The sequence below is a fragment of the Phytopseudomonas daroniae genome (genome assembly GCF_004327275.1).
In the GTDB taxonomy this organism is placed as follows: Bacteria; Pseudomonadota; Gammaproteobacteria; order Pseudomonadales; family Pseudomonadaceae; genus Aquipseudomonas; species Aquipseudomonas daroniae.
This window is the reverse complement of the sequence record NZ_QJUJ01000009.1, coordinates 194,544-218,850: the sequence shown is the minus strand read 5'-3', so window position 1 is coordinate 218,850 and position 24,307 is coordinate 194,544. Positions and strand designations below refer to the sequence as shown.

Sequence of the window (24,307 nt, the reverse complement as noted above, 5' to 3'; positions counted from 1 at the left end):
GGCGCCGTATCGGTTCAGCCGCCGGTCATGCTCATGAAGCGGATCACCTGCACCTGCTCGTCGGTTTCGAAATAGTGACGCTCAGGCTTGAGTTGCAGGGCATCGAGCAGCGCGCCGCGCAGCCGCTCGCTATTACCGGGATGAGCGCGCATCAGGGTGCGCAGATCCAGGGCGTTGTCGTGCCCCAGACAGAGCACCAGCTTGCCCTCTGCGGTGACTCGCACGCGATTGCAGTCGCCACAGAAGTTGTTGCTGTGCGGTGAGATGAAGCCGACTCGGGTTTCACTGCCGTTGACCTGCCAGTAGCGCGACGGGCCGCCAGTGACATGGCTGCTGCGCACCAGCGGGTAACGCTCTTCGATACGCGCGCGCACCACGTCACTGGAGCAGAAGGTCTGCTCGCGCTGGTGGCTGACCACGCTGCCCAGCGGCATTTCTTCGATGAAGCTGACGTCCAGTCCGCGGGCCATGGCGTACTCGACCAGGCCAAGCACTTCGTCGTCGTTACGCCCGGTTTGCACCACGCTATTGAGCTTGATGCGCCTGAAGCCCGCCGCCACCGCTGCGTCGATCCCGGCCAGCACCTGGTCGAGCTTGTCGCGGCGGGTGAAACTGGCGAATCGCTCGCGCTGCAGCGAGTCGAGGCTGACGTTCAAACGGGTGACGCCCGCCGCTCGCAGATCGTTCGCCATATGCGAGAGCTGTGAACCATTGGTGGTGATCGACAGATCGTCGAGTTCCGGTCGCTCGCCGAGGCGGCGCAGCAGGCTCAGCAGATTCTTGCGCACCAGCGGCTCGCCGCCAGTGATACGGATGCGTTTGACGCCCAGCCCGATGAAGGCATCGGCGACGGTATACAACTCTTCGAGGGTCAGTATCTGCGCGCGCGGAGCGAAGACCATGTCTTCGCTCATGCAATAGGTGCAGCGAAAATCGCAGCGATCGGTCACCGAAAGTCGCAGGTAGGTAATCCGCCGGCCGAAGGGATCGACCAACTGCGTCGTGTTCATAGAAACCATCTCCCGGCCCTGGAGGGCCAGCTATTCATGGCTGCCACGAGAGCGGCAGTGCGCAGCACATCTGGGGCTGCGAGATATGCCAAGTTTACCACGCCTGCCCCGCCACCGTGCCGGCACGGGGCCACACACCGTCGGATCGGACAGGTATATCCACACATCCGGTGACATAACCAGCGAGCGCCAATACCGCTCCACAGGGTGAGGCGTTAGCCGGCCGCTTCGCTACAGGCCAGGCGTGCCGGGGGCGTGGCGCTACAAGCAAAGATGATTCGGCATCCGAGTACGGCAGACAGAAAGGTCGAACCGCATTTCTCAACGGAGGGTCACACGGACAGACCCGGGACGACAGGCTATGGAGGGCAGCGATGCCACTGCTGAAACTGCTGCATTTCACTGCACTTATCGCCTGGTGCGGCGCCCTGCTCTATTTACCCGCCTTGATCGCCGCCAGTTGCCGCTCGGCGCAGACAGCGGAGCGGCCAGGGCACCCCGAACTCAATCGCACGATTTTCAATCTGGTCGCCACACCCGCGGCCATCGTCGCCATCGGTAGCGGCACTGCGCTGTTCCTGCGTGACGGCACCTTCGGCATCTGGCTGGTGTTCAAGCTCAGCGCGGTGGCCGTGATGGTCATCTGCCACGCGCTGTGCGGCCTGCTGATCCTGCAATGCGAACGCCACCCACGGCCGATCCTGAGCGTTGCCTGCGCCGCCCTGGGCGGCATCACGCTGGGCATGATCGCCGCCACCCTGTGGCTGGTGCTCGCCAAACCGTTTTGAATGAGGAGTCACCCACCCATGAATGCAGGCGGGCTCAAGTCGGATCTAATCGACATCGACACCCACGGCATGCTCGTAGACCAGGCGCCCGCCCAGATAGGCGGCGATCGCGATCAGGCCTGCAGTGAAGAGCGACAGGTAGAACGCCCACATTTCGAAGCCCTCGTCGCCGTGACGGTAGCGCAGCATCCAGTTCAGCGAAGCCAGGGACAGCATCATCACCGCGATGATGGCGTGACACCAGGCGCTGATCTTCTGGCGAATGCGCCGCACGGCGAGCAGGTCGATCATCCCGGCGATACTCGCTATCCAGCCCCCGACGGCACCGACGCCAGCCAACCACAAACTGGCCCTCGCCCAGAATGGGTCGGTCGTCCAGAAGTAGGCGAAATCGGTGGCCACCAGACCCAGCAAGGCGGCAACCGGGAAGTGGATCATCATCGGGTGCAAGGGGTGCCCGGCGATGGCCGCGCGACTGACGATGGATTCTTGTTGCTCAGCCATGACGGCCTCCCTGTCGATCTGAAAGTTGGCCGCATTTACCCGGCTCTACTCAAGTTGACCGCATTGGTGGCAGCAGTTCCGACTATCTCCGCCTGTAGTGGTGACCAATCAATTCTGGCCCCGGCAGGCCCGGTAGCGCGTGACGTCGCCCTACTGTGGTGGGCCATGTTCGGCTTCTTCGGCCTGGTACTGGTGGTGGTCAGCGCACTGTGGATCTACGCGATGCAGCGTAAACCGCGCGAGTATTCGGCCGATGAAGCCAAGCGCATCCAGCGTCGCTGGCTGATCGGCGGCGGCCTCGTGCTGCCGTCGGTGAGCATCGTGCTGCTGTTGCTGTTCGGCATCCCGGTGGGGCAGCGCATGCTGCCACTGCCTATCCTCGGCGAGCAGCCTTTGCGCATCGACGTGATCGGCCATCAGTGGTGGTGGGAGGTGCGTTACCCGGACAGCGGCGTGGTGACGGCCAATCAGTTGCACCTGCCCGCCGGCCGCCCGGTGGACATCACCGTCAGCAGCGCGGACGTGATCCACTCCTTCTGGGTACCGCGCCTGGGCGGCAAGATCGACATGATCCCCGGCCGCGAGAACCGCATCCGTCTGCAGGCCGACGCACCTGGCACCTTTCGTGGCCAGTGCACGGAGTTCTGTGGCACTCAGCACAGCCACATGATTCTCGATGTGCAGGCCCACAGCGAAGAAGATTTCGCCGCCTGGATCGACGCCCGCCGCAATCCTCAGGTCGAGGCGCTGCAGGGCCCGGCCGCAGACACTTTCCTGGCTCACTGCGGCATGTGCCACCGCGTAGCGGGTGTCAGCGCAGGCAACCGCGCACCGGATCTCACCGACCTGGCCAGCCGCCGCAACCTGGGCAGCGGCCTGCTGCCGAACGAGCCAGGCGCGATCCTGACCTGGCTACACGAGCACGGGCGCCTGAAACCGGGCACCGGCATGCCACTGACCGACGACCTCGATGCCGAGCACCTGCAGGCCATCGCCACCTGGCTGGAGAACCTCGACCATGAGTGACACGCGCGAAGCACAAGGCCGGGAAGATGCCGATACCCTGCACGATCAGTTCAACGACGTCTGGGGCAATCCGCGGGGCTGGCGGGCGCTGACCATCGTCAACCACACCACCCTGGGTCTGCGCTTCATGGCCACCGGCCTGGGCTTTTTCATCTTCGGCATCTTGCTGGCGATGCTGATCCGCACCCAACTGGCGCTACCGGGCAACGCTTTCATGGGCCCGGAAACGTTCAACCAGGTGTTCACCATGCACGGCACGGTGATGATGTTCCTGTTCGCCGTGCCGATGATGGAAGGCCTGGCGGTGTACCTGATCCCCAAGATGCTCGGTGCCCGGGATCTGGTCTTCCCGCGGCTGTCGGCCCTCGGTTACTGGTGCTACCTGTTCGGCGGACTGATCATCTGCTCCAGCCTGCTGTTCGGCGTCGCACCCAACGCCGGTTGGTTCATGTACACGCCGCTGTCCAGCGCGGCACACTCGCCGGGAATCAATGCAGATTTCTGGCTGCTGGGTATCACCTTCGTGGAGATCTCGGCAGTGTCGGCCGGGGTCGAACTGGTGGTGTCGATCCTGCGTACCCGCGCCGAAGGCATGGCACTGAACAAGATGCCGATCTACGCCTGGTACATCCTGACCATGGCGATGATGATCGTGATCGGCTTTCCGCCGCTGATTCTCGGCAGCATTCTGCTGGAACTGGAGCGTGCCGCCGGCCTGCCGTTCTTCGAGGTCGCCCGCGGCGGTGATCCGCTGCTCTGGCAGCACCTGTTCTGGCTGTTCGGCCATCCCGAGGTATACATCATCTTCCTGCCGGCCGCTGGCATCGTCTCGACCCTGCTGCCGGTGTTCTGTGGCCGCCCGCTGGTGGGCTACCGCGCCGTGGTGCTGGGCGTGCTCACCACCGGTTTCATCAGCTTCGGCCTATGGGTGCACCACATGTTCACCGTGGGCATCCCGCAGTTGGCTCAGGCATTCTTTTCCGCGGCTAGCATGCTGGTGGCGATACCCACGGCGATTCAGGTGTTCGCCTGGATCGCCACGCTGTGGCTCGGCAAGCCGCGCTACAACGTGCCAATGCTGTGGCTGGTGGGTTTTCTGATCATCTTCGTGTGCGGCGGACTGACCGGGGTGATGCTCGCCCTGGTGCCCTTCGACTGGCAGGTACACGACACCCAGTTCGTGGTCGCCCATTTCCACTACGTACTGATCGGCGGCATGCTCTTTCCGCTGATCGCCGGGCTGTATTACTGGCTACCGCACTTCTCCGGGCGCATGGCGTCCGAGCGCCTGGGCAAGTGGGGGTTCTGGTTGGTGTTCATCGGTTTCAACATGACCTTCCTGATCATGCACTGGACTGGCCTGCTGGGCATGCCGCGGCGCGTGTACACCTACGAGACCGGTCTTGGCTGGGACATGCCCAACCTGATCTCCTCGATAGGCAGCTTCATCATGGTGATCGGTATCGCCACCCTGCTGCTGGATCTGATCCTGCACTACCGGTACGGCAAACCCGCCGGGAAGAATCCGTGGCAGGCCGACACCCTCGAGTGGGCCACCAGCCTGCCGCCCAATCCCTACAACTTCGTCAGCCTACCCAAGATCACCGACCGCCACCCGCTTTGGCGCGAGCCGAATCTGGGGGAGAGCATCGCTCGTGGCGAACATGCCCTGACGGTGATCGACCACGGCCGCCGGGAAACCTGGGGCGTCGATCCGCTGACCGGCAAGGTCAGGGAGATCATCCACCTGCCCGGCAACAGCTGGCTGCCCTTCATCGCCGCCTGCTGCATCGCCGTGCTGTGCCTGAGCCTGCTGGCCAAGACCTACCTGTTGGCGCTGCTCGCCTGCTTCGCCTCGGTAGTGGTTCTGCTGCGCTGGAGCTGGGAGAACGGCGCCCATCCCAAAGCCGCGCCGGATGCCAAAACCCAGCCCCACGAACCACCGCTGCATTCGCGCACCTGCGATGGTCCGGGCCTGTGGGGCATGGGCGTGACGCTGCTGTCCAACGGCGCACTGTATCTGTCGCTGCTGTTCGGCTGGTTCTACCTGTGGACGGTGGCACCGAACTGGCAGGTGCCGGATGCACCGGTGTTCAACCACTGGCTGCTGCTCGCCAGCGCCCTGCTGCTTTCCCTGGCCACGCCCTGGCATCGACGAGTGCTCACCCGCCTGCGCCAAGGTGACGATCGAGGACTGTTCGCCTGCCAGGTCGGCCTTGCGCTGATTGGCCTGGTACAGGCCGCACTGTTGCTCTGGGCACTGCTCAGTGAGGCACTGGAGCCCACCGTGCGCGCCCATGATGCGGTGATCTTCGTGATGCTCGCCTACAGCTTCGGCCACGCCCTGCTCGCCGGCATTCTCAGCGGCTTGCAGGCGCTGCGGGTACGCATCGGCTACGTCAGCGCCGAGTCGCCCTACGAACCGCTGGTGGTCGCGCAATTCTGGTACTACAGCCTCGGCGTACTGTGGTGCAGCTACTTTGCCATCGCTCTCCTTCCACCCACTTTCGGAGGCTCGTGATGCAAAGCCTGCGCTCCGTCTACAACCCGATTCACATCATCACCGGCCTGAGCATCTGGGGCATCTGGTTCATAGCCCTCTATGGCGGCCAGTCCGTGGCCTGCTCGGTTGCGCCACCGCCGCTTGATCAAGGCCCCTGGAACTGGCTGAACCTGGCACTGGCGGTTCTGTCGTTGCTCACGGCCGGCCTGCTACTCGCGCTGGCACGCCTGTTTCTGCACGCAGCACGGCGCCCACACTGCAGCGACCGAGAACGCTTCGTCGCCAGCGTTTCCTCGGGAAGCAACCTGATTGGGGCAATCGCGGTGGCGTTCATGGCGCTGCCGATCATGGCGCTGCCGCCCTGCGCCTGATGTCGAGAAACCTGCTGAAACAGCTGCACTTGACCTTCAGGCCTCCTTGGGCCTCGAAGCTCGACACCGTGTAGATGGGAACGAGGTCAGAACAATGAGTGAGAAGAAACAAACCCACGGGGCGGTCATCGCCGCACGTATCGGCCTGTTCCTTGGCCCCATTTTGCTGTTGGCCTGCATACTCAGCGAACCACCCGCCGACCTGAGCAGGGAAGCCTGGCTGACTGCCGGCCTTATCGGCCTGATGGCTACCTGGTGGGCCACCGAGGCGATTCCCATCCCGGCCACCGCCCTGCTGCCCATCCCGATGATTCCGCTGCTCGGCATTGGTACTCCGCAGGAAGCCACCGGCCCCTACGCCAACCCGGTGATTTTCCTGTTTCTCGGCGGTTTTCTGCTCGGCCTGTGCATGCAGCGCTGGGATCTGCACAAACGCATCGCGCTCAATACCCTGATCGCCGTCGGCAATCAGCCGACCCGACAGATTGGTGGGTTCATGCTCGCCACCGCGCTGATCGGCATGGGCGTGAGCAACACCGCCACGGCGATCATGATGCTGCCCATCGGCCTGTCGGTGATCACCATGCTCACCCAGAAGGGCGATGAGGCCGAACACGAGCGCTTCGCTACCGCCCTGCTGCTGGGTATCGCCTACGCCGCCAGCATCGGCGGTATCTCCACGCTGATCGGCACGCCACCCAATGCGCTGCTGGCGGCTTACCTGCGCGAGCATCACGACGTACACGTCGGCTTTGGCCAGTGGATGATGATCGGCATACCAGTCGCCACCTGCATGTTGCTGTTCGTCTGGTGGTGGCTGACCCGCGGCGGCTTCAAGCTCGAAGGCGACAGCCAGACGATGCTCAAGGAAGAACTGGGCAAGCTCGGTACCTGGTCGACCGGCGAGAAGCGTATCGCCCTGGTGTTCGGTCTTGCCGCTCTGGCCTGGGTCACTCAGCCGCTGATCTCGAATTTCGTCAGTGCGGTCGATGACACCCTGATCGCCATGGTTGCCGCGCTCAGCCTGTTCCTGATTCCCGGCAAACGTGACGGCGACAAGCGGGTATTCCTGATGGATTGGGATACCGCCAACAAGGTGCCCTGGGGCATTCTGCTACTGTTTGGTGGTGGCCTGTCGCTGGCCGGCGCAATCACCGCCACCGGCCTGGCGGAATGGATCGGTGAAGGCCTGCAAGGCGTTGGTGCCTTGCACCTGATCCTGATCATCGGCGCGGTAACGCTGACCATCAACGTACTGACCGAGGTCACCTCGAACACCGCCACGGCAGCGGCTTTCATTCCCCTGGTTGGGGCGATGGCCGTGTCCCAGGGCATCCCGCCGGAACTGCTGGCCATCCCGGCGACCATCGCCGCCAGTTGCGCCTTCATGATGCCGGTGGCAACGCCGCCCAATGCGCTGGTGTTCGGCACCGGGATGATGCGCATCCAGTCGATGATCAAGGCGGGCTTCATGATCAACATCTACAGCGTGGTTCTGGTGACAACGCTGTGCTACCTGCTGATCGGGGTGATCTGGAGCCACTGATCCGGACTGGTTGCCAGCTTGCAATGGTGGACGGAAAAAGCGCCGGCTACGCGCCCCGGCCCACCCTACCCGCGCTCGGCAGGTGCCGAAGTCAGCTCGAAGGGGCTGTTGCTGCGCCGCTGGTTGCGATCTTCGCGCGGCGTGGCGCCAAAGAAATTGCGGTAGGCGCTCGAGAAATGCGGCCCCGAGGAAAAGCCGCAGGACAGACCGATCTGGATGATCGACTTGCTGGTCTGCATCAGCAGTTGCCGGGCCTTGTTCAGGCGCAGTTCCAGGTAGTACTGACTGGGCACACGGTTGAGGTACTGTTTGAAGATGCGTTCCAGTTGCCGCCGCGAGACGCACACATGCTGGGCGATTTCGTCGGTGGTCAACGGCTCCTCGATGTTCGCCTCCATCAGCAACACCGCCTGGGTGAGCTTGGGGTGGCTGGAGCCGAGGCGGTTCTGCAACGGAATGCGCTGGCGCTCGCCGCCCTCGCGGATACGCTCGACCACCAGTTCCTCGGACACCGCACCGGCCAATTCCGCACCATGATCGCGTGCGAGCAACGCCAGCAGCATATCCATCACCGCCATGCCGCCGCAGGCAGTCAGTCGATCACGATCCCAATCGAACAAGTGGCTGGTGGCGATCACCTTCGGAAAGCGTTCGGCGAAATCATCCTGCCAACGCCAGTGCACGGCAGCCCGGTAACCGTCGAGCAGGCCGAGCTGCGCCAGGGGATAAACGCCAGCGGCTACCGCGCCAACGCAGCAACCATTGCGCGCCACCTGCTTGAGGGCGGCGGCCAACGCAGGCGAAACGGCTGCCGGTGGCTCATCGGCGAGCAGGAACAGCTTGCGATACCCCTCCAGCCCACCGACCCAGGGAGTGCCCGGCAAACGCCAGGCGCCCTCGACAGGCTCCTCGGCCTGCAGGAACGACACCTCGTAAACCACCTCCGGATGGACGCGCTGAGCGACACTCAGGGCTTCTTCCGCCATCGCCAGGGTCAGGGGCTTGGTAGAGGGCCAAAGCAGGAAGCCGATTCGGTGGGCAGTCATGATGGGCAGGTTGGGCTCTGGGGGCAGTGGAAGGTCGAGGCGTGCAGGGATGATAACGCCAACTATTTGAGACTGCCGCTTAGGAACTGTTGCAGACGTTGAGATTGCGGGTTGGCCAGCACCTCACGGGGGTCGCCCTGCTCCTCCACCAGCCCCTGATGCAGGAACAGCAACTGGTTGGAGACTTCGCGGGCAAAGCCCATTTCGTGGGTGACCACCACCATGGTACGCCCCTCGCCGGCCAGATCGCGCATGACCTTGAGCACATCGCCGACCAGTTCCGGATCCAGCGCCGAGGTGGGCTCGTCGAACAGCATCACTTCCGGCTCCATGGCCAGCGCCCGAGCGATCGCCACCCGTTGCTGCTCGCCACCGGACATGTGTGCCGGATAAGCATCCTTGCGGTGGGCCACGCCGACCTTCTGCAGATAGTGCTCGGCCTTCTCACGCGCTTCGGCCTTGCTCATGCCCAACACGTGCACCGGCGCTTCCATGACGTTTTCCAGCACGTTCATGTGCGACCACAGGTTGAAATGCTGAAACACCATGGCCAGGCGCGAGCGCAGGCGCTGCAACTGCTTGTCGTCGGTCGCACGCAAGGCACCGTCCTTGCCAGGCACCAGCTTGAGCGCTTCGCCATTGAGCAGGATCTGCCCGGCGTGGGGCTGCTCGAGCAGGTTGATGCAACGCAGGAAGGTACTTTTGCCGGAGCCACTGGAGCCGATGATGCTGATCACGTCGCCCGCCTTGGCGGCCAGCGACACGCCCTTGAGCACCTCATGGCTGCCGTAGCGCTTGTGCAGATCCTTCACTTCGAGCTTGTACATGCTTTCCACTCTCTTGAATCCGATGTCGTGCCGCGCGGCTTAGCTGCGCCGCGGTGCCAGGTAGGCCAACCAGCGACGCTCGGCCAGCTTGAACAGGCGCACCAGGATGAAGGTCAGGCACAGATAGAACAGGCCAGCGGTGATGAACGCCTCGAACGGCAGGTAATACTGGGAACTGACCGTACGCGCCGCGCCGGTGATGTCGATCAGGGTGACGATGGACGCCAGGCTGGTGGTGTGCAGCATCATGATCACTTCGTTGCTGTACTGCGGCAACGCGCGGCGCAGCGCCGAAGGCAACAGGATGCGGCGGTACAACTTGATTCGCGACATACCCATTGCCTTGGCTGCTTCGATCTCGCCATGAGGCGTCGTCTTGAGACTGCCGGCGAGAATTTCGGCGCTGTACGCACTGGTGTTGATGGCGAACGCCAGGCAGGCGCAGAAGGTGGCGTTGGACAGGTACGGCCAGAGCACGCTCTCGCGCACCACCTCGAACTGGGCCAGGCCGTAATACACCAGAAACAGCTGTACCAGCATCGGCGTGCCGCGGATCACATAGGTGTACAGCCAGGCCGGCCCATTGATCAGCGGTGAGCGCGAAGTGCGCATCAGCGCCAGGGGCACGGCGATCAGCAGGCCGAAGAACAGCGCGATGGCCAGCAGCTTGAGGGTGAGCAGCACGCCGCCGAGATACAGCGGCATGCTGTCCCAGATGACGGTGTAATCGAAAATCATCGTTCGCCCTCGTTCACAGTTCGGCGGCCTTGGTGCCGACCGAGTAGCGCTTTTCCAGATAACGCAGGGCCAGTAAGGAGACACTGGTGATCAGCAGGTACAGGCCGGCCACCGCCAGGTAGAAGGTGAAGGGCTCGCGCGTGGCGTCGGCGGCGCTCTTGGCCTTGAACATCATGTCCTGCAGGCCGACCACGGAAATCAGCGCCGTGGCCTTGGTCAGCACCAGCCAGTTGTTGGTGAACCCGGGAATGGCAAAGCGGATCATCTGCGGCACCAGAATGCGCAGGAACACCTGCAGGCCGCTCATGCCATAGGCAGCGCCCGCCTCCGCCTGCCCCTTGGGAATGGCCATGAATGCGCCGCGGAAAGTCTCAGACAGGTAGGCGCCGAAGATGAAGCCCATGGTGAACACGCCGGCGACGAAGGGATTGATATCGATGTACTCGTCATAGCCGAGCAGCGGCATCACACGGTTCACCAGATCCTGGCCGCCGTAGAAGATCAGCAGGATCAGCACCAGATCGGGAATACCGCGGATCACCGTCGAATAGGTCTCACCGAGCACCGCCAGCCAGCGCACCGGCGACAGACGAAACGCTGCACCAATCAGGCCGAGCACGATCGCCAGCGCCATCGAGGTCAGGGCCAGGATCAGGGTGAGCCAGGCGCCATCGAGAATGGACGAGCCGTAGCCATTGAGCATCCGCTTACCTCATGCGCGCGCCATCGGGCGCCGGAAATGCAACGCAAAAGTGGCACACGCCAAGGCAATCAGCGTGTGCCACTTTCGGTAAAGAACGCCTTATTTACCGTAGACGTCGAAGCTGAAGTATTTGTCCTGAACGGCCTGGTACTTGCCATTGGCGCGGATCGCCAGGATCGCGGCACTGATCTTCTCGGCCAGCGCCTTGTCACCCTTGCGCACGGCAATACCCTGGCCTTCGCCAAAGTATTTCTCTTCGGTGAAATCCGGGCCAACGAAAGCGAAGCCCTTGCCGGCATCGGTCTTGAGGAAGCCGTCGTCGATGTTCACGGAGTCGGCGATGGTGCCATCGAGGCGACCTGCGCTTAGATCCAGGAACACTTCGTTCTGCGAGCTGTAGCGCACGATCTCGGCACCTGCTGGGCCGAAGACATCGGTGGCGTAGCGGTCATACACAGAGGAACGCTGCACGCCGATCTTCTTGCCTTTGAGGTCGGTGGCCACGTCGTTCATCACTGCACCGCTCTTCATCGCCAGCTTGGCGGGAGTGGCGTAGTACTTGCCGGTGAAGTCCACGGCACGCTTGCGTTCTTCGGTGATCGACATCGATGACAGTACGGCATCGAACTTGCGCACTTTCAGTGCCGGGATCAGGCCATCGAACTCCTGCTCGATCCACTTGCACTCGACCTGCATTTCTTCACACAGAGCAACACCGATGTCGTAGTCGAAGCCGGTGATGTTGCCGTCGGGAGTCTTGTAGGCGAACGGCGGGTAAGCCGCTTCGATACCGATACGCAGCGCCTTGGCCTCCTGGGCCATGGTCAGCGGCGACAGCAGGGATAGTGCCAACGCGCCGAGCAGTGCGATCTTTTTCATGAGGAAAACTCCTGACATGGTGGGTTTCGCTGGCTCGGAGCGGATAGCCCGAGCCATGGAAAGGTGGCGCCGCTAGCGTAGCGCAGGGCTAGCGGGCGTCGCACGGAAGTGCGGCATTCTAGCGATAGCGTGGCAGGCGATATTTCCCAGATGCGACAACTAATTACAGAAGAAAGAGAGCGCCGAGGCGGCCATCTTGACAGAATAAAAATACGCGAGATCGGATTTATCCAGCTTCGCGCCTGAATGGCAGGTCTGACACCCTGCTTTCAGCCTCCGTCACGTTGCCAGGCAGAGAACCACGGCGCAATGCAAACGCCCCACGCGGCCTTGCCGGTGTGGGGCGTTCGTGTTCAGGCGTCGGTCAGATCAGGCGCAGGCGCTCTGCATCGACTTGTGGGTGTCGATCAGATGTTGCACCACGCCCGGGTCGGCCAGGGTGGAGATATCGCCGAGGGAGTCGTACTCGGCCGTGGCGATCTTGCGCAGGATACGACGCATGATCTTGCCCGAACGGGTCTTCGGCAGCCCCGGCGCCCACTGGATCACGTCCGGCGTGGCGATCGGGCCGATTTCCTTGCGCACCCAAGCCTTGAGTTCCTGGCGCAGTTGCTCGGACGGCTCCTGCCCCTGGTTCAGCGTCACGTAGACATAGATGCCCTGCCCTTTGATGTCGTGCGGCACACCGACCACTGCCGCCTCGGCGACTTTCGGGTGGGCGACCATGGCACTCTCGACCTCGGCGGTGCCCATGCGGTGGCCGGAAACGTTGAGCACGTCGTCGACGCGGCCGGTGATCCACCAGTAGCCATCTTCGTCGCGGCGCGCACCGTCACCGGTGAAATACATCCCCTTGAAGGTCTTGAAGTAGGTGTCGACGAAACGGTCATGGTCGCCATACAGGCTGCGCGACTGGCCCGGCCAGGAATCGAGGATCACCAGGTTGCCCTCGGCGGCACCTTCGATCAGGTTGCCCAGGTTGTCCACCAGCGCCGGAACCACACCGAAGAACGGACGGGTGGCCGAGCCCGGCTTGAGCGCAGTCGCGCCCGGCAGCGGGCTGATCAGGATGCCGCCGGTCTCGGTCTGCCACCAAGTGTCGACAATCGGGCAGCGCTCCTTGCCGACGTTGCGGTGGTACCAGTCCCAGGCCTCGGGGTTGATCGGCTCGCCCACCGAACCGAGCAGTCGCAGGCTCGAACCGTCGGCGCCCTCCACGGCGGCGGTGCCCTGGGCCATCATGGCGCGGATCGCAGTCGGGGCGGTGTAGAGGATATTGACCTTGTGCTTGTCGATGATCTTCGACACGCGAGTCACGTCCGGGTAGTTGGGGATGCCTTCGAACAGCAGCGTGGTCGCGCCGTTGGCCAGTGGGCCATAGACGATGTAGCTGTGGCCGGTGACCCAGCCGACGTCGGCGGTGCACCAGTAGATCTCGCCCGGCTTGTAATCGAACACACGCTCGTGGGTCAGCGCGGCGTACAGCAGGTAACCACCGGTGGTGTGCAGCACGCCCTTGGGTTTGCCGGTGGAACCGGAGGTGTAGAGGATGAACAGCGCTTCTTCGGCGCCCATTTCCTTCGGCGCGCAGACACTGCCGGCGACCTTCATCAGATCCTCGAACCAGATATCACGGTGCTGGTTCCACTTGATCTCGGAACCGGTGCGCTGAACCACGATGACCTTCTGGATGCTGCGCGTCTCGGGATTGGTCAGGGCATCGTCGACGTTGGCTTTCAGCGGGATCTTCTTGCCGCCGCGCAGGCCTTCGTCCGCGGTGATCACCACCTTGGAGGCGCAATCGATGATGCGGCCGGCCAGGGCTTCCGGGGAGAAACCGCCGAACACCACGGAATGGATGGCTCCGATGCGCGCGCAGGCCAGCATGGCGACCACGGCTTCCGGGATCATCGGCATGTAGATGGTCACCACGTCGCCGCGGTGCACGTCCTGGCCGCGCAGGGCGTTGGCGAACTTGCACACCTGCTCGTGCAGTTGGCGGTAGGTGATTTCCTTGTGCTCGGACGGATCGTCACCTTCCCAGATGATCGCGATCTGGTCGCCGCGCTCTTCCAGGTGGCGATCCAGGCAGTTGTAGGAAACGTTGAGGGTGCCGTCGGCGAACCATTTGATGTCGACGTGGTGATCGTCGAAAGAGGTCTGCTTGACCTTGGTGAACGGCTTGATCCAGTCGAGACGCTGAGCCTGCTCACGCCAGAAGCCATCCGGGTTGATCACGGACTGCTGGTACATGGCTTTGTAGGTGGCTTCGTCAGTCAACGAATTGGCCGCCACCTCGGGGCTCACGGGATACAGGGAAGCAGCACTCATTGAATCACCTCGGTTATTGATGTTGTTCTTCTATGGCCACATTTGTAACCATCCCCCCTCTTTACAACCATTCGACCATGGTCTTACCGCCTCTGGATCATGGTTGCAGCGCACCCTCCAGAGTGGCACAAGATCGCGAGTGCGCCAGACCGCCGTCCTCTGCCAGCAATTCGAGACACAGCGGACATTCTTGTCGTACAACTTTCGTTAAGCTCACACAGCCACCCGAACCAAGTGATTTCCATGCCCTTTTCCACCCTCCGCTCCCGCGGGCGCGCTCTGCGTCTGACTACCTCGTTGGGTGTGGCGATACTGCCGTTGCTGCTTGGCATCCCGCTGATGTATTGGCAGGCGGCAACGCTATTGGCAAACCGTGCCGAGAAGAGCGCAACCGATGCCCAGGTACAATTGGAAGCCATGCTCGACGAGGCCTCCCGCGCCGCCAGCGCGGTGATCGACCTGTCCGGGCAGCCTTGCGGCGAGGTGGAACAGACCCTGCGCAGCCAGGCAGCCGCCAACCCATTTTCCCGCTCGGTCAATCTGGTGAACGGTGGCGTGATCTACTGCACCTCGCTGATGGGCGCTTACGGCAACAGCGAAGACGCCAGTACCTACACTCGCGGCCAACTGAGGCTGATGGCCGGCAATTCCGTCACACCGGATCGAGCGGTGCTGGTCTATCGCCAGGCCGTGGCCGACCGTGGCGTACTGATCGGTGTCGACGGCCAGCACCTGATCAACCTGCTACAGATCAACGGCCAGGAGGTGCCACTGCAGATCGCGGTTGGCCAGAACTGGATCGCCGCCAACGGCGCCGTGACCCCGGCGGCCTCGACAGCGAAGGCTGAATACCCCTTCGAAGCCAGCTCCCCGCGCTACCCATTCCAGGTGTTCGCTGGTTATCCGCAAGGCGCCACGCTGCAGTACATGCAGGTGCACTATCTGCCACAGTGGCTGTTGTTCCTGATATTGGGCACCCTGGCGGGTGCTGGCACCTATCGACTCAGTCTGCGTTCGGTATCGCCTGGCACGGAGCTCGAGCGCGCGCTGGAGGCGGGTGAATTCGTGCCTTATTACCAGCCCGTCGTGGATGCCGAAAACGGCCGCTGGCACGGTGTCGAAACGCTGATGCGCTGGCAGCACCCCACCGAAGGACTGGTGCCGCCGGATCAGTTCATCCCCCTGGCCGAGCGTCTCGGCCAGATCGTGCCGATGACCCGCACGCTGATGCGACGGATTCGCGAGGATTTCGCCAATAGCGTGGAGCAGCTTCCGGCAGGCTTTCACCTGAGCATCAATATCACTGCCGCCCATTGCCAGGATATGCACCTGGTCGACGAGTGCCGCGAGTTTCTTTCCGCGTTTCCTCCCGGGCACATCGTGCTGCTTCTCGAGCTGACCGAACGGCAGATGATCACCTCCACCGAGGTGACCGATCGGCTATTCACCGAGCTTCGCCAACTGGGCGTGCGCATCGCCATCGACGACTTCGGCACCGGCCACTCCAGCCTGGCCTACCTGCGCGAATTCCGCGTCGACTACCTGAAGATCGACCACAGTTTCGTCTCCATGATCGGCTCGGATGCTCTGTCGCGGCATATTCTCGACAACATCCTCGACCTGGCCATGCGCCTGGAGCTCGGTATAGTCGCCGAGGGCGTGGAGAGCGCAGAGCAGCGGGATCACCTGATCCAACGAGGCATCCAGCTCCTGCAGGGCTACCTGTTTGCCAGCCCGATGCCCGCCGAAGCCCTGTTCAAGGCCTTGCAAACCCCGCCGGGCGCCGTGGTAACCGGGACCATAACCTCTCCACTTATTAGCCCGCGTTGAGCAGCGAATCCCACGATGAAGCTGGTTCGGAAGCAGCAGTAGAAAGAAGCTGAAAGAGAGCCCGAATGTCGAGAATCAAACCACCAGGGTCAACCTGTTAATCGTGGGCCGAACAATCGCCTGAAAGGTCTCGGGAGACCCGAATGCTCGGGCCGCCAGCATTGCCCCATGAACCGTGGCCATTACAGCCGTCGCTTCGACTGCCGGGCTATCGATCACGTGGAACTGCTTCGTGGCCACCCCCTTCTCCAGGACGGATGTAAGCCAGGTAGTCAGATCCTGAAAGTGCCCACGAACCTGATCCGCTATTTCACTTGGAATTGTTGGAAGTTCGGCAGCAAGCATCGCGCAAATACAAAATGGAGAAGTGCCATCGAGAATGCAGGTAGACCAATAATCTACATATGCATTGATTTCTGCCAGGGGATCGCCGAGCTGTTGCTCGAGCAGCGCCATGCCTTCCCGTGCCTCTTCTCTATATCGGGTGACCACGGTCTGCACCAGTTCCGCCTTGCTCGGAAAATGGTGGTGAATGCTGGCTTTGCTGATCCGCACCCGCTCGGAAATATCAGCGTAACTGAAACTGTTATAGCCGCCGGCGGCGAGCAGCAGTCGCGCATGCGCCATAATTTCGATGGCCTTCGGGGAAAGCGCTTCACTCATGGCAAAAGATCCATTGACAGGTTGCGAATGAATTCTGCGGTACGAATCTGCAGATCGAGATCGAATTGCCAACCTACTAGTTGGTAGCATAGCCGTCAAATGTTCTCTCATACCATTCGCGGTATCAGCCGGCCCGGCAGCCACTACCTAGAACCTGTTCACGATCTCGAACCAGATGATGAGGCTCTTCACCTGGCCCTACCTGGGTTCTGCAACGGCTTCGGTACTGGAGTCGTGAAATAAAAAATGGTCGGGAGCCATTTTTAACGTCGCTTGCGACGGCCCGCAGGATGGCCGCCAGGGATGGCAGGCTATAAAAAACCCGGCGCCAGGGCCGGGTCGAGGAAAGTGGAGCATCGCCGCTAAACCGCCTCTTACGGAACGGGAAACGCAGCGTTGCGTGGGGCGATCGTCAGATCACATGCCCAGCCAGTTCGGCAGGCCCAGCGAAATGAACGGCACGTAGGTCACCAGGATCAGGAACGCCAGCATCACCAGCAGCCATGGCGACACCGCGCGCACCACGCGGGTCAGCGGCATGCCGGTGACCGCCGAAGTGACGAACAGGTTGAGCCCGGTCGGCGGCGTGATCAGGCCGATCTCCATGTTCACCACCATGATGATGCCCAGGTGGATCGGGTCGATGCCCAACTGCATGGCGATCGGGAACAGGATCGGCGCCAGGATCAGGATGATCGCCGACGGCTCCATGAAGGTACCGGCGACCAGCAGCACGATGTTCACCACGATCAGGAACTCGATCGGGCTGAAGCCCTGCTCCACCACCCAGGCGGTGATCGACTGCGGGATCTGCTCGGTGGTCAGCACGTGGGCGAAGAGCATGGCGTTGGCGATGATGAACATCAGCACCACGCTCAGCTTGCCGGCCTCGATGAACACCTTCGGGCATTCGCGAACGGTCATGTCCTTGTAGATGAAGATCGCCACGAAGGCGGCGTACACCGCGGCCACTGCAGCGGCTTCGGTCGGCGTGAACATGCCCGAATAGATGCCGCCAAGGATGATCACGATCAGCGCCAGGCCCCAGCCAGCCTTGCGCCCGGCCACCATGATCTCGGCGAAGGAGGCACGCGGCAGCGACGGCATGTTCTTCACGCGGGCGATGATGTAGATGGTGACCATCAGGAACACGCCCAGCAGCAGGCCCGGCACCACACCGGCCATAAACAGCTTGCCCACCGAGGTTTCGGTCGCTGTGGCATAGACCACCATGACGATCGACGGTGGAATCAGGATGCCCAGGGTACCGGCGTTACAGACGATGCCGGCGGCGAACTCCTTCTTGTAGCCCGAACGCACCATGCCGGCGATGACGATCGAACCGACCGCCGCCACCGTGGCCGGCGACGAGCCGCTCAGTGCCGCGAACAGCATACAGGCCAGAATGGCCGCGATCGCCAAGCCACCCTTGATGTGACCGACGCAGGCGTTGGCGAAATCGATCAGGCGACGGGCCACGCCGCCACTGGTCATGAAGGCGCCGGAGAGCAGGAAGAACGGAATTGCCAGCAGCGTGTAGTGCTCGCTGGTCTCGAACAGCTTGATCGCCAGCGAACGCACCGAGTCGTTGCTGAAGAGCAGGATGGTCATGGCCCCGGACAAACCCAGGGAAATCGCCACCGGAATGCCGATGAACATCAGCGCGAACAGGGCGACGAACAGAAATGCGATGGTCATCGTTTAGCCTCCGTTTCTTCGGCAAGTTTGATGGCGTCTTCGACTTCGCCGTGGCCACCAAAACCCAGTTGCTTGTTCTGAATCACACGCACCAGCACCTGGGCGAAACGCAGGAACATCAGGGTGAAACCGATCGGCACGATGATCACGATGTGCCACTGCTGGACGCCGAAGCGATCCAGATCCTCGGCGCCGATACCGGCGCGCATCAGGGTGGCGACCCATTGCTCGCTGGAGTAGGCCATCAGCACGCAGTAGGCCAGGCAGATGACCAGCGCGAGGATCGCCACGGCCTTTTGCAGGGAGGGCTTGAACAGGCGCACCAGCAGATCGACGCCGATGTGCGCGCCGATACGTACGCCCCAGGCCAGGCCGACGAAGATCAGCCAGCCGAACATGGCCTTGGTCAGGGCCACGCTCCAGGTCATTTCCTGGGCGACATAGAGGATGCCGTCGCCGATGCTGAACATAGCATCGTTGGCGAACGGCAGCGCATCGCCCAGGGAATAGAAAATTCCGTAGAGATTGTTGAATATCACGTACGAGAAGGTGACCAGGGTCATCGCCGCAAGAAGAAACGCGACGGCGATTTCCTCGGCACGATCCCACAGGTTCCGCAAAGTAGCCATCAGCGGTCTCCCAGAGAGTTGTTGTAATTGTTTTGACGTAACGACTCTAACCCGGTGCCCCGCAGGCTGATATACGCCATTGATAAACGCGGCCTTCGGCCTGGGCGAATAGCTCACTCTGGCACGGAGGCTCAGGGGTATTGATGTTTCAGCATAGAGCAGGATCGAGGCGTAAGTAGACGCTCACCCCGTAGGGTGGATGACGCTTTTTTCATCCACCATTGCGATCACGGGGTGGTGGACGGATGAAGCGTCGTCCACCCGAAAGGCTACTTTCGCCTTGTAAAGGCCTTGAAGCCTCAACCACACCCAGGACTCAGGCCGGCTCGGAGATTTCGATCAGATTCAGGTCGGGGTCACGCAGGTAGATCGAACGAATCGACCCGGTGGCGCCGGTGCGCATCACCGGCCCTTCGATGATCGGCCAGCCAAGCCGTTGCAGATGTTCGATCACCTGCACCAGGGGCTGGCTGGCGATAAAGCACAGATCCAGCGCCCCCGGTACCGGCAGATGGGCCTTGGGCTCGAACTCCTGACCGCGCACATGCAGGTTGATCTTCTGGTTGCCGAAGCAGAACGCCTTGCGGCCACTGCCGAAGGTTTCCAGGCGCATGCCCAGCACTTCGGTATAGAAGTAGGTGGTCGCCTCGGCGTCGGTGGCGGTCAGTACCAGATGATCCAGGTGGTCGAGCATCGAACGTCTCCGTTTCAGTCTATTGCGCTGCCGCGTTGGCAGTCTGGGCCGCTTCGATCAGATCGCTGCCGATCTTGCTTTCGTATTCCTTCCACACCGGGCGCATCACCTCGCGCCACTGCTGGCGTTCCTCGTCCGTGAGCACGATCAGCTCATGCTTGCCGTCCGCGAGGATCTGCTGCTTGTCCTTCTCGTTGAGCGCCAGGGCCTGACGGTTCACCTCGGCCGTGACCTCATCGATGATGGTCTTCAGTTCGCCACGGACATCCTCGGGCAGGCCGTTCCAGAACGCCGCATTGGTGATCAGCATGTAGTTGCCGACCGCATGATTGGACTCGATCATGTACTGCTGCACTTCATAGTGACGCTGGCTGTAGATGTTAGACCAGGGGTTGTCGGAGGCGTTGATCACGCCAGTCTGCAGCCCCTGATAGATCTCGGCGAAGGCCATCTTGCGTGGCACGGCACGCAGAGCGCTGATCTGTGCAGCCTGAAGATCCGACGGTTGCACGCGGAACTTCATGCCACGGGCATCGCTCGGCACGTGCAGTGGCTTGTTGGCGGTGAACTGGCGCATGCCGTTGAGCCAGTAGGCCAGGCCGATGATGCCGTTGTTCTCGAAGCTGTGCAGCAGCTCCTGGCCCTTGGGCGACTGCTCGAAACGCTGGGAAGCTGCCGCGTCATCGAACAGGAACATCAGGTCGAAGATCTGCACCCGAGGCTGATACTTCTCCAGTTTCACCGGCGCCGGAGCCAGCAGCTGGACGTCGCCGAGCAACAGGGCCTCCATCTCCTTGCCATCGCCGAACAGCGATGAATTCGGGTACACCTCGACCCGCGCCTTGCCGGCCAGGCGCTCCTTGACCAGCTTCTGCAACAGGCGCGCGCCCTGCCCCTTGGGCGTCTGGTCGGAAGCGACGTGGGCGAACTTGATGACGATTTCTTCGGCGAAGGCACTGCCACACAGTATCAGGGAGGCGCTGAGCAGAGCGCAGGACAAACTGCGGCGAAAGACGCGGGACATGAGGCAACTCCTGTTGTTATTGGTGTGGGTGTGACGGCGAACGCCAGACCCCTGCCTTGGTTTCTCGCGAACTCTACGCCAGCACGCCGTCGCCCCATATTCTTAATTGACCAAGCCCGCCTTCGGCAATTGCGAAGGCAGCATGGCTAATCGACTTCGCTGACGCGCAGGTGGTCGACCATCTGCCGAGCGATCAGCGACAGCGCATCGTACTGGCGCACGCCGATATTCAACTGACGCCGAGCCCAGTCATCGCGGATGGCGACCACCTTGACGCCCATGGCCGGCAGATAACTGCCCAGCGCCTGTTCGGGGAGAATCCCGATGCCCATGCCGGTATGGATCATCCGGCAGATTGCCTCGAAGCTGCGCACCTGGATGCGCACTCGCAGATGCACACCCGCCTGCTGCGCAGCCTGGGTGATCAGGCTGTGCAGCGATGCCTCCTTCTGCAGGGCGATGTAGTCGTAGGCCACGGTCTCGCTCAATGCCACGCTATCGCGCTCGGCCAGCGGGTGGCCATTGGGCACCACCAGCACCAGGCGGTCGCGCCGGTAGGGAAAGATCTGCAACCCATCGGCGGCGACATGCCCGGCGAAGATGCCGATATCGGTAAGCCCCTCGCGCACGGCATGCACGATGTCACTGCTGACCCGCTCCTCGAGATCGATACGGATCTGCGGATGATCCGTGGCGAAGGCGCTGAGATCCTCGGGCAGGAAGGCGATCACTGCCGAGGTATTGGCATGGATGCGCACATGCCCGTTGATACCCTCGCTGAACTCGCTGAGATCGGCCTGCATGTGCTGGATGTCATCCAGCAGGTTGCGTGCATGGTGCAGCAGCGCGTCGCCTGCCGGTGTCAGCGAAACGCCCTTGGGCTGGCGGTACAACAGCGGCACGCGAAGATGCGCCTCGAGATCGCTGATGCGCTTGCTCACCGCCGCCAGCGCCAGGTGCTCGCGCTCGGCGGCGCGGGTCAGGCTGCGCTCGTCGGCGATCGCCACGAACAGTTTCAGGGTGAGGAAATCGACACGCATGCTCACTACTCCGCTGGTCACGCTTCGCCCACGACGAATCCATGGTCGACGCTGGCAGTTGGTAAGACACTCTAAGACTTCGTCATTGACGAAGCCAGCGTTGACCATTGACTGATTGCCGCCGCACGACGGCTGGGCCATGCTCGCAGCCTGACCAAGCAGTGGAGTTTCGTTCATGACATCAGCAGCGCCCGTGCCGGCCATGGCACTCGAAGGCATCAGGGTCATCGAGATGGGCCAACTGATCGCCGGGCCCTTCGCCAGCAAGATGCTCGGTGAATTCGGTGCCGAGGTGATCAAGATCGAACCACCAGGTATCGGCGACCCCTTGCGCAAATGGCGCAAGATCAAGGACGGCACCTCGCTCTGGTGGCACGTGCAGTCACGCAACAAGCAGTCGCTGACCCTCAATCTCAAGGAAGCGGAAGGTCAGGACATCGTCCGTCGGCTGGTCGCCGAAGCCGATATCCTGGTGGAGAACTTCCGCCCCGGCACCCTCGAGACATGGGGCCTGGGCTGGGACGAGCTGTCGCGCATCAACCCACGGCTGATCATGCTGCGCATCTCCGGCTACGGCCAGACCGGCCCCTACCGCGACCTGCCGGGCTTCGGCGTGATCGGCGAAGCCATGGGCGGCCTGCGCCACCTATCCGGCTACCCCGGCCAGGCGCCGGTACGGGTCGGCGTGAGTATCGGCGACTCGCTGTCCTCGCTGTACGGAGTGATCGGCGTGCTGCTTGCCCTGCAGGAGCGCAACCGCAGCGGCCAGGGCCAGCAGATCGACGTCGCCCTGTACGAATCGGTGTTCGCCATGATGGAAAGCCTGGTGCCGGAATACGACGCCTTCGGCTACGTTCGCGAGCCAGCTGGCAGCGCCCTGCCCGGCATCACCCCGTCCAACTCCTACCCGTGCAACGACGGCAGCTATGTACTGATCGCCGGCAATGGCGACAGCATCTACAAACGCCTGATGAACCTGATCGGTCGCCAGGATCTGGCCGACGACCCACGCCTGGCACACAACGACGGGCGCAGCCAGCACGCCGAAATGATCGATGTCGCCATCGGCGAGTGGACAGAACAGCGTGGCCGCGATGAAGTGATCGAAGCGCTCAAAGAAGCCCGCGTGCCGGCAGGCTACCCCTACACCGCCGCCGATATCGTCAGCGACCCGCATTACCTGGCGCGACAGATGATCGAGACGGTACAGACCAGCGCCGGCCCGCTGAAGGTACCCGGCGTGCTGCCCAAACTCAGCCGCACCCCCGGGCGTATCGGCGAAGGCGGCCCGCAGCTGGGCGAGCACAGCGAACAGGTGCTCGCCGGACTGGGCCTGACCGACGAACAGGTTCGCGGATTGCGCGAACGCGGAATCATCTAAGGCAGCTTCAAGCTTCAAGCTTCAAGCCAACAGCGTAGAGCTCTTACTTGCAGCTTGTAGCTTGCCGCTTGCGGCTTTAATCGTAGGATTCAACCATGAGCAAACGTCTCTACATTCAGGATGTCGCCACCCGCGATGGCTTCCAGATCGAATCGGCCTTCGTGCCGACCGACGACAAGATCGCCCTGATCGACCGCCTGTCCCTGACCGGCCTGGCGAAGATCGAGGTCACCTCTTTCACCTCGCCCAAGGCCATCCCCAATCTGCGCGACGCCGAAGAAGTGATGCGTGGCATCCAGCGTGTCGAAGGGGTGGAGTACACGGTACTGGTGCCCAACGTACGCGGTTGCGAGCGGGCGCTGTCGTGTTCCGTGGACGAGATCAACCTGGTGATGTCGGCCAGCGACACTCACGGCCTCGCCAACCTGCGCATGACCCCGCAGCAGTCCCTGGTGCAGTTCCGCGAGATCATCGAGGTCACCCGCGGCAGCGGCGTGTTCATCAATGCGTCGCTGTCCACCACCTTCGGCTGTCCGTTCGAAGGCGTAGTGAGCGAAGCACGGGTGTACGAACTGACTCAGCAGTTGCTGGATATCGGCGTGCAGGGCGTGACCCTGTGCGACACCACCGGCATGGCCGACCCGGCCCAGGTCGAACGTATCTGCCGCGAGTCGCTGCGCCGCTGGCCCGAGGCGGTGTTCACCGCCCACTTCCACAACACCCGTGGCATGGGCCTGGCCAATGCCCTGGCGGCGTTGAATGCCGGCATCGACCGCTTCGACGCCTCCCTCGGCGGCCTCGGTGGCTGCCCCTATGCGCCAGGCGCCAGCGGCAACATCTGCACCGAGGATCTGGTGCACATGTTCCAGCGCATGGGCCTGGATACCGGCGTGAACCTCGACGCCCTGCTCGACGCCGCCATCACCCTGCCCGGCCTGATCGGCCACGACGTGCCCGGCGCCATTCTCAAGGCCGGCACATCGGAACGACGCTACCCGAAACCGAAATGGATGAGCGAAGTGGACGCCTGATCGCGGTGGCGCGTTCGGCAGTCGTAGCCCGTGGTCGAGCGCAGC

22 protein-coding genes are annotated in these 24,307 nt (G+C 62.5%); 8 read left to right on the top strand and 14 right to left on the bottom strand.

The features are described 5' to 3' along the window. Positions 1–14: 14 nt before the first annotated feature. The gene (gene moaA, locus DNK10_RS20175; RefSeq protein WP_131182424.1) at positions 15–1,010 is read right to left on the bottom strand and encodes a GTP 3',8-cyclase MoaA; all 996 of its coding nucleotides are present in this window, start codon (positions 1,008–1,010) and stop codon (positions 15–17) included. Positions 1,011–1,384: 374 nt separating this feature from the next. Here moaA and DNK10_RS20170 point away from each other — a divergent pair, with 374 nt between their 5' ends. Beyond that, the gene (locus DNK10_RS20170; protein ID WP_131182425.1) at positions 1,385–1,798 is read left to right on the top strand and encodes a CopD family protein; all 414 of its coding nucleotides are present in this window, start codon (positions 1,385–1,387) and stop codon (positions 1,796–1,798) included. Between the two features lie 45 nt (positions 1,799–1,843). Here the strand turns inward: DNK10_RS20170 and DNK10_RS20165 are convergent, their stop codons facing one another. Beyond that, positions 1,844–2,302 carry a DUF2231 domain-containing protein gene (locus DNK10_RS20165; protein WP_131182426.1) on the bottom strand — a complete coding sequence of 153 codons (459 nt, stop codon included), beginning with the start codon at positions 2,300–2,302 and terminating at the stop codon, positions 1,844–1,846. Positions 2,303–2,386: 84 nt separating this feature from the next. Here DNK10_RS20165 and coxB point away from each other — a divergent pair, with 84 nt between their 5' ends. From coxB to DNK10_RS20145, 4 genes are all read left to right on the top strand, one after another. Further along, positions 2,387–3,328 carry a cytochrome c oxidase subunit II gene (gene coxB, locus DNK10_RS20160; RefSeq protein WP_278248845.1) on the top strand — a complete coding sequence of 314 codons (942 nt, stop codon included), beginning with the start codon at positions 2,387–2,389 and terminating at the stop codon, positions 3,326–3,328. Continuing rightward, on the top strand, positions 3,321–5,849 hold the full coding sequence (ctaD, locus tag DNK10_RS20155) for a cytochrome c oxidase subunit I (protein ID WP_131182427.1): 2,529 nt from the start codon (positions 3,321–3,323) through the stop codon (positions 5,847–5,849). The genes coxB and ctaD overlap by 8 nt, the downstream gene beginning before the upstream one ends. Then, positions 5,849–6,202 carry a hypothetical protein gene (locus DNK10_RS20150; protein ID WP_131182428.1) on the top strand — a complete coding sequence of 118 codons (354 nt, stop codon included), beginning with the start codon at positions 5,849–5,851 and terminating at the stop codon, positions 6,200–6,202. The genes ctaD and DNK10_RS20150 overlap by 1 nt, the downstream gene beginning before the upstream one ends. A gap of 94 nt (positions 6,203–6,296) precedes the next feature. Continuing rightward, positions 6,297–7,748: an SLC13 family permease gene (locus tag DNK10_RS20145; RefSeq protein WP_131192787.1), complete on the top strand. Its 1,452-nt coding sequence runs from the start codon at positions 6,297–6,299 to the stop codon at positions 7,746–7,748. A 65-nt stretch (positions 7,749–7,813) separates the two neighbouring features. Here DNK10_RS20145 and argR read toward each other — a convergent pair whose 3' ends face one another. The 6 genes from argR to acs all read right to left on the bottom strand — a co-directional run bounded on the left by argR (position 7,814) and on the right by acs (position 14,272). Then, the gene (gene argR / locus DNK10_RS20140; RefSeq protein WP_131182431.1) at positions 7,814–8,794 is read right to left on the bottom strand and encodes a transcriptional regulator ArgR; all 981 of its coding nucleotides are present in this window, start codon (positions 8,792–8,794) and stop codon (positions 7,814–7,816) included. 62 nt (positions 8,795–8,856) lie between these two features. Continuing rightward, positions 8,857–9,621 (bottom strand): ABC transporter ATP-binding protein, encoded by a 765-nt coding sequence (locus tag DNK10_RS20135; RefSeq protein ID WP_131192786.1) that lies wholly within the window; start codon positions 9,619–9,621, stop codon positions 8,857–8,859. A 39-nt stretch (positions 9,622–9,660) separates the two neighbouring features. Continuing rightward, positions 9,661–10,359 (bottom strand): ABC transporter permease, encoded by a 699-nt coding sequence (locus DNK10_RS20130; protein WP_131182432.1) that lies wholly within the window; start codon positions 10,357–10,359, stop codon positions 9,661–9,663. 13 nt (positions 10,360–10,372) lie between these two features. Beyond that, complete coding sequence (locus tag DNK10_RS20125) at positions 10,373–11,062, bottom strand: ABC transporter permease (RefSeq protein WP_131182433.1); 690 nt, start codon at positions 11,060–11,062, stop codon at positions 10,373–10,375. A gap of 99 nt (positions 11,063–11,161) precedes the next feature. Further along, complete coding sequence (locus DNK10_RS20120; RefSeq protein WP_131182434.1) at positions 11,162–11,941, bottom strand: ABC transporter substrate-binding protein; 780 nt, start codon at positions 11,939–11,941, stop codon at positions 11,162–11,164. 369 nt (positions 11,942–12,310) lie between these two features. After that, positions 12,311–14,272 (bottom strand): acetate--CoA ligase, encoded by a 1,962-nt coding sequence (gene acs / locus DNK10_RS20115; protein ID WP_131182435.1) that lies wholly within the window; start codon positions 14,270–14,272, stop codon positions 12,311–12,313. 243 nt (positions 14,273–14,515) lie between these two features. On the opposite strand from acs, the gene DNK10_RS20110 reads away from it, so the two are divergent. After that, complete coding sequence (locus tag DNK10_RS20110) at positions 14,516–16,102, top strand: EAL domain-containing protein (protein ID WP_131192785.1); 1,587 nt, start codon at positions 14,516–14,518, stop codon at positions 16,100–16,102. Between the two features lie 75 nt (positions 16,103–16,177). Here DNK10_RS20110 and DNK10_RS20105 read toward each other — a convergent pair whose 3' ends face one another. The 6 genes from DNK10_RS20105 to DNK10_RS20080 form a co-directional block, all read right to left on the bottom strand. Then, on the bottom strand, positions 16,178–16,765 hold the full coding sequence (locus tag DNK10_RS20105) for a TetR/AcrR family transcriptional regulator (protein ID WP_131192784.1): 588 nt from the start codon (positions 16,763–16,765) through the stop codon (positions 16,178–16,180). 417 nt (positions 16,766–17,182) lie between these two features. Continuing rightward, positions 17,183–18,463 carry a C4-dicarboxylate TRAP transporter large permease protein DctM gene (gene dctM / locus DNK10_RS20100; RefSeq protein ID WP_131178057.1) on the bottom strand — a complete coding sequence of 427 codons (1,281 nt, stop codon included), beginning with the start codon at positions 18,461–18,463 and terminating at the stop codon, positions 17,183–17,185. After that, complete coding sequence (locus DNK10_RS20095) at positions 18,460–19,092, bottom strand: TRAP transporter small permease (protein ID WP_131192783.1); 633 nt, start codon at positions 19,090–19,092, stop codon at positions 18,460–18,462. The genes dctM and DNK10_RS20095 overlap by 4 nt, the downstream gene beginning before the upstream one ends. Positions 19,093–19,408: 316 nt before the next feature. Continuing rightward, positions 19,409–19,786, bottom strand: coding sequence for a VOC family protein (locus DNK10_RS20090; protein ID WP_131192782.1), 378 nt, complete (start codon positions 19,784–19,786; stop codon positions 19,409–19,411). A gap of 19 nt (positions 19,787–19,805) precedes the next feature. Beyond that, complete coding sequence (locus tag DNK10_RS20085) at positions 19,806–20,810, bottom strand: DctP family TRAP transporter solute-binding subunit (protein WP_131192781.1); 1,005 nt, start codon at positions 20,808–20,810, stop codon at positions 19,806–19,808. Between the two features lie 146 nt (positions 20,811–20,956). Further along, on the bottom strand, positions 20,957–21,850 hold the full coding sequence (locus DNK10_RS20080; RefSeq protein ID WP_131192780.1) for a LysR family transcriptional regulator: 894 nt from the start codon (positions 21,848–21,850) through the stop codon (positions 20,957–20,959). 175 nt (positions 21,851–22,025) lie between these two features. Here DNK10_RS20080 and DNK10_RS20075 point away from each other — a divergent pair, with 175 nt between their 5' ends. Together DNK10_RS20075 and DNK10_RS20070 are read left to right on the top strand one after the other, a co-directional pair. Beyond that, on the top strand, positions 22,026–23,231 hold the full coding sequence (locus DNK10_RS20075) for a CaiB/BaiF CoA transferase family protein (protein WP_131192779.1): 1,206 nt from the start codon (positions 22,026–22,028) through the stop codon (positions 23,229–23,231). A gap of 95 nt (positions 23,232–23,326) precedes the next feature. Continuing rightward, positions 23,327–24,262: a hydroxymethylglutaryl-CoA lyase gene (locus DNK10_RS20070; RefSeq protein WP_131192778.1), complete on the top strand. Its 936-nt coding sequence runs from the start codon at positions 23,327–23,329 to the stop codon at positions 24,260–24,262. The last annotated feature ends 45 nt before the right edge of the window (positions 24,263–24,307 follow it).

What these genes read in the sequence shown, in the direction of transcription:
- moaA (WP_131182424.1), bottom strand. Translation starts at nt 1,010, where the DNA reads ATGAACACGACGCAGTTGGTCGATCCCTTCGGCCGGCGGATTACCTAC.
- DNK10_RS20170 (WP_131182425.1), top strand. Translation starts at nt 1,385, where the DNA reads ATGCCACTGCTGAAACTGCTGCATTTCACTGCACTTATCGCCTGGTGC.
- DNK10_RS20165 (WP_131182426.1), bottom strand. Translation starts at nt 2,302, where the DNA reads ATGGCTGAGCAACAAGAATCCATCGTCAGTCGCGCGGCCATCGCCGGG.
- ctaD (WP_131182427.1), top strand. Translation starts at nt 3,321, where the DNA reads ATGAGTGACACGCGCGAAGCACAAGGCCGGGAAGATGCCGATACCCTG.
- DNK10_RS20150 (WP_131182428.1), top strand. Translation starts at nt 5,849, where the DNA reads ATGCAAAGCCTGCGCTCCGTCTACAACCCGATTCACATCATCACCGGC.
- DNK10_RS20145 (WP_131192787.1), top strand. Translation starts at nt 6,297, where the DNA reads ATGAGTGAGAAGAAACAAACCCACGGGGCGGTCATCGCCGCACGTATC.
- argR (WP_131182431.1), bottom strand. Translation starts at nt 8,794, where the DNA reads ATGACTGCCCACCGAATCGGCTTCCTGCTTTGGCCCTCTACCAAGCCC.
- DNK10_RS20135 (WP_131192786.1), bottom strand. Translation starts at nt 9,621, where the DNA reads ATGTACAAGCTCGAAGTGAAGGATCTGCACAAGCGCTACGGCAGCCAT.
- DNK10_RS20130 (WP_131182432.1), bottom strand. Translation starts at nt 10,359, where the DNA reads ATGATTTTCGATTACACCGTCATCTGGGACAGCATGCCGCTGTATCTC.
- DNK10_RS20125 (WP_131182433.1), bottom strand. Translation starts at nt 11,062, where the DNA reads ATGCTCAATGGCTACGGCTCGTCCATTCTCGATGGCGCCTGGCTCACC.
- DNK10_RS20120 (WP_131182434.1), bottom strand. Translation starts at nt 11,941, where the DNA reads ATGAAAAAGATCGCACTGCTCGGCGCGTTGGCACTATCCCTGCTGTCG.
- acs (WP_131182435.1), bottom strand. Translation starts at nt 14,272, where the DNA reads ATGAGTGCTGCTTCCCTGTATCCCGTGAGCCCCGAGGTGGCGGCCAAT.
- DNK10_RS20110 (WP_131192785.1), top strand. Translation starts at nt 14,516, where the DNA reads ATGCCCTTTTCCACCCTCCGCTCCCGCGGGCGCGCTCTGCGTCTGACT.
- DNK10_RS20105 (WP_131192784.1), bottom strand. Translation starts at nt 16,765, where the DNA reads ATGAGTGAAGCGCTTTCCCCGAAGGCCATCGAAATTATGGCGCATGCG.
- dctM (WP_131178057.1), bottom strand. Translation starts at nt 18,463, where the DNA reads ATGACCATCGCATTTCTGTTCGTCGCCCTGTTCGCGCTGATGTTCATC.
- DNK10_RS20095 (WP_131192783.1), bottom strand. Translation starts at nt 19,092, where the DNA reads ATGGCTACTTTGCGGAACCTGTGGGATCGTGCCGAGGAAATCGCCGTC.
- DNK10_RS20090 (WP_131192782.1), bottom strand. Translation starts at nt 19,786, where the DNA reads ATGCTCGACCACCTGGATCATCTGGTACTGACCGCCACCGACGCCGAG.
- DNK10_RS20085 (WP_131192781.1), bottom strand. Translation starts at nt 20,810, where the DNA reads ATGTCCCGCGTCTTTCGCCGCAGTTTGTCCTGCGCTCTGCTCAGCGCC.
- DNK10_RS20080 (WP_131192780.1), bottom strand. Translation starts at nt 21,850, where the DNA reads ATGCGTGTCGATTTCCTCACCCTGAAACTGTTCGTGGCGATCGCCGAC.
- DNK10_RS20075 (WP_131192779.1), top strand. Translation starts at nt 22,026, where the DNA reads ATGACATCAGCAGCGCCCGTGCCGGCCATGGCACTCGAAGGCATCAGG.
- DNK10_RS20070 (WP_131192778.1), top strand. Translation starts at nt 23,327, where the DNA reads ATGAGCAAACGTCTCTACATTCAGGATGTCGCCACCCGCGATGGCTTC.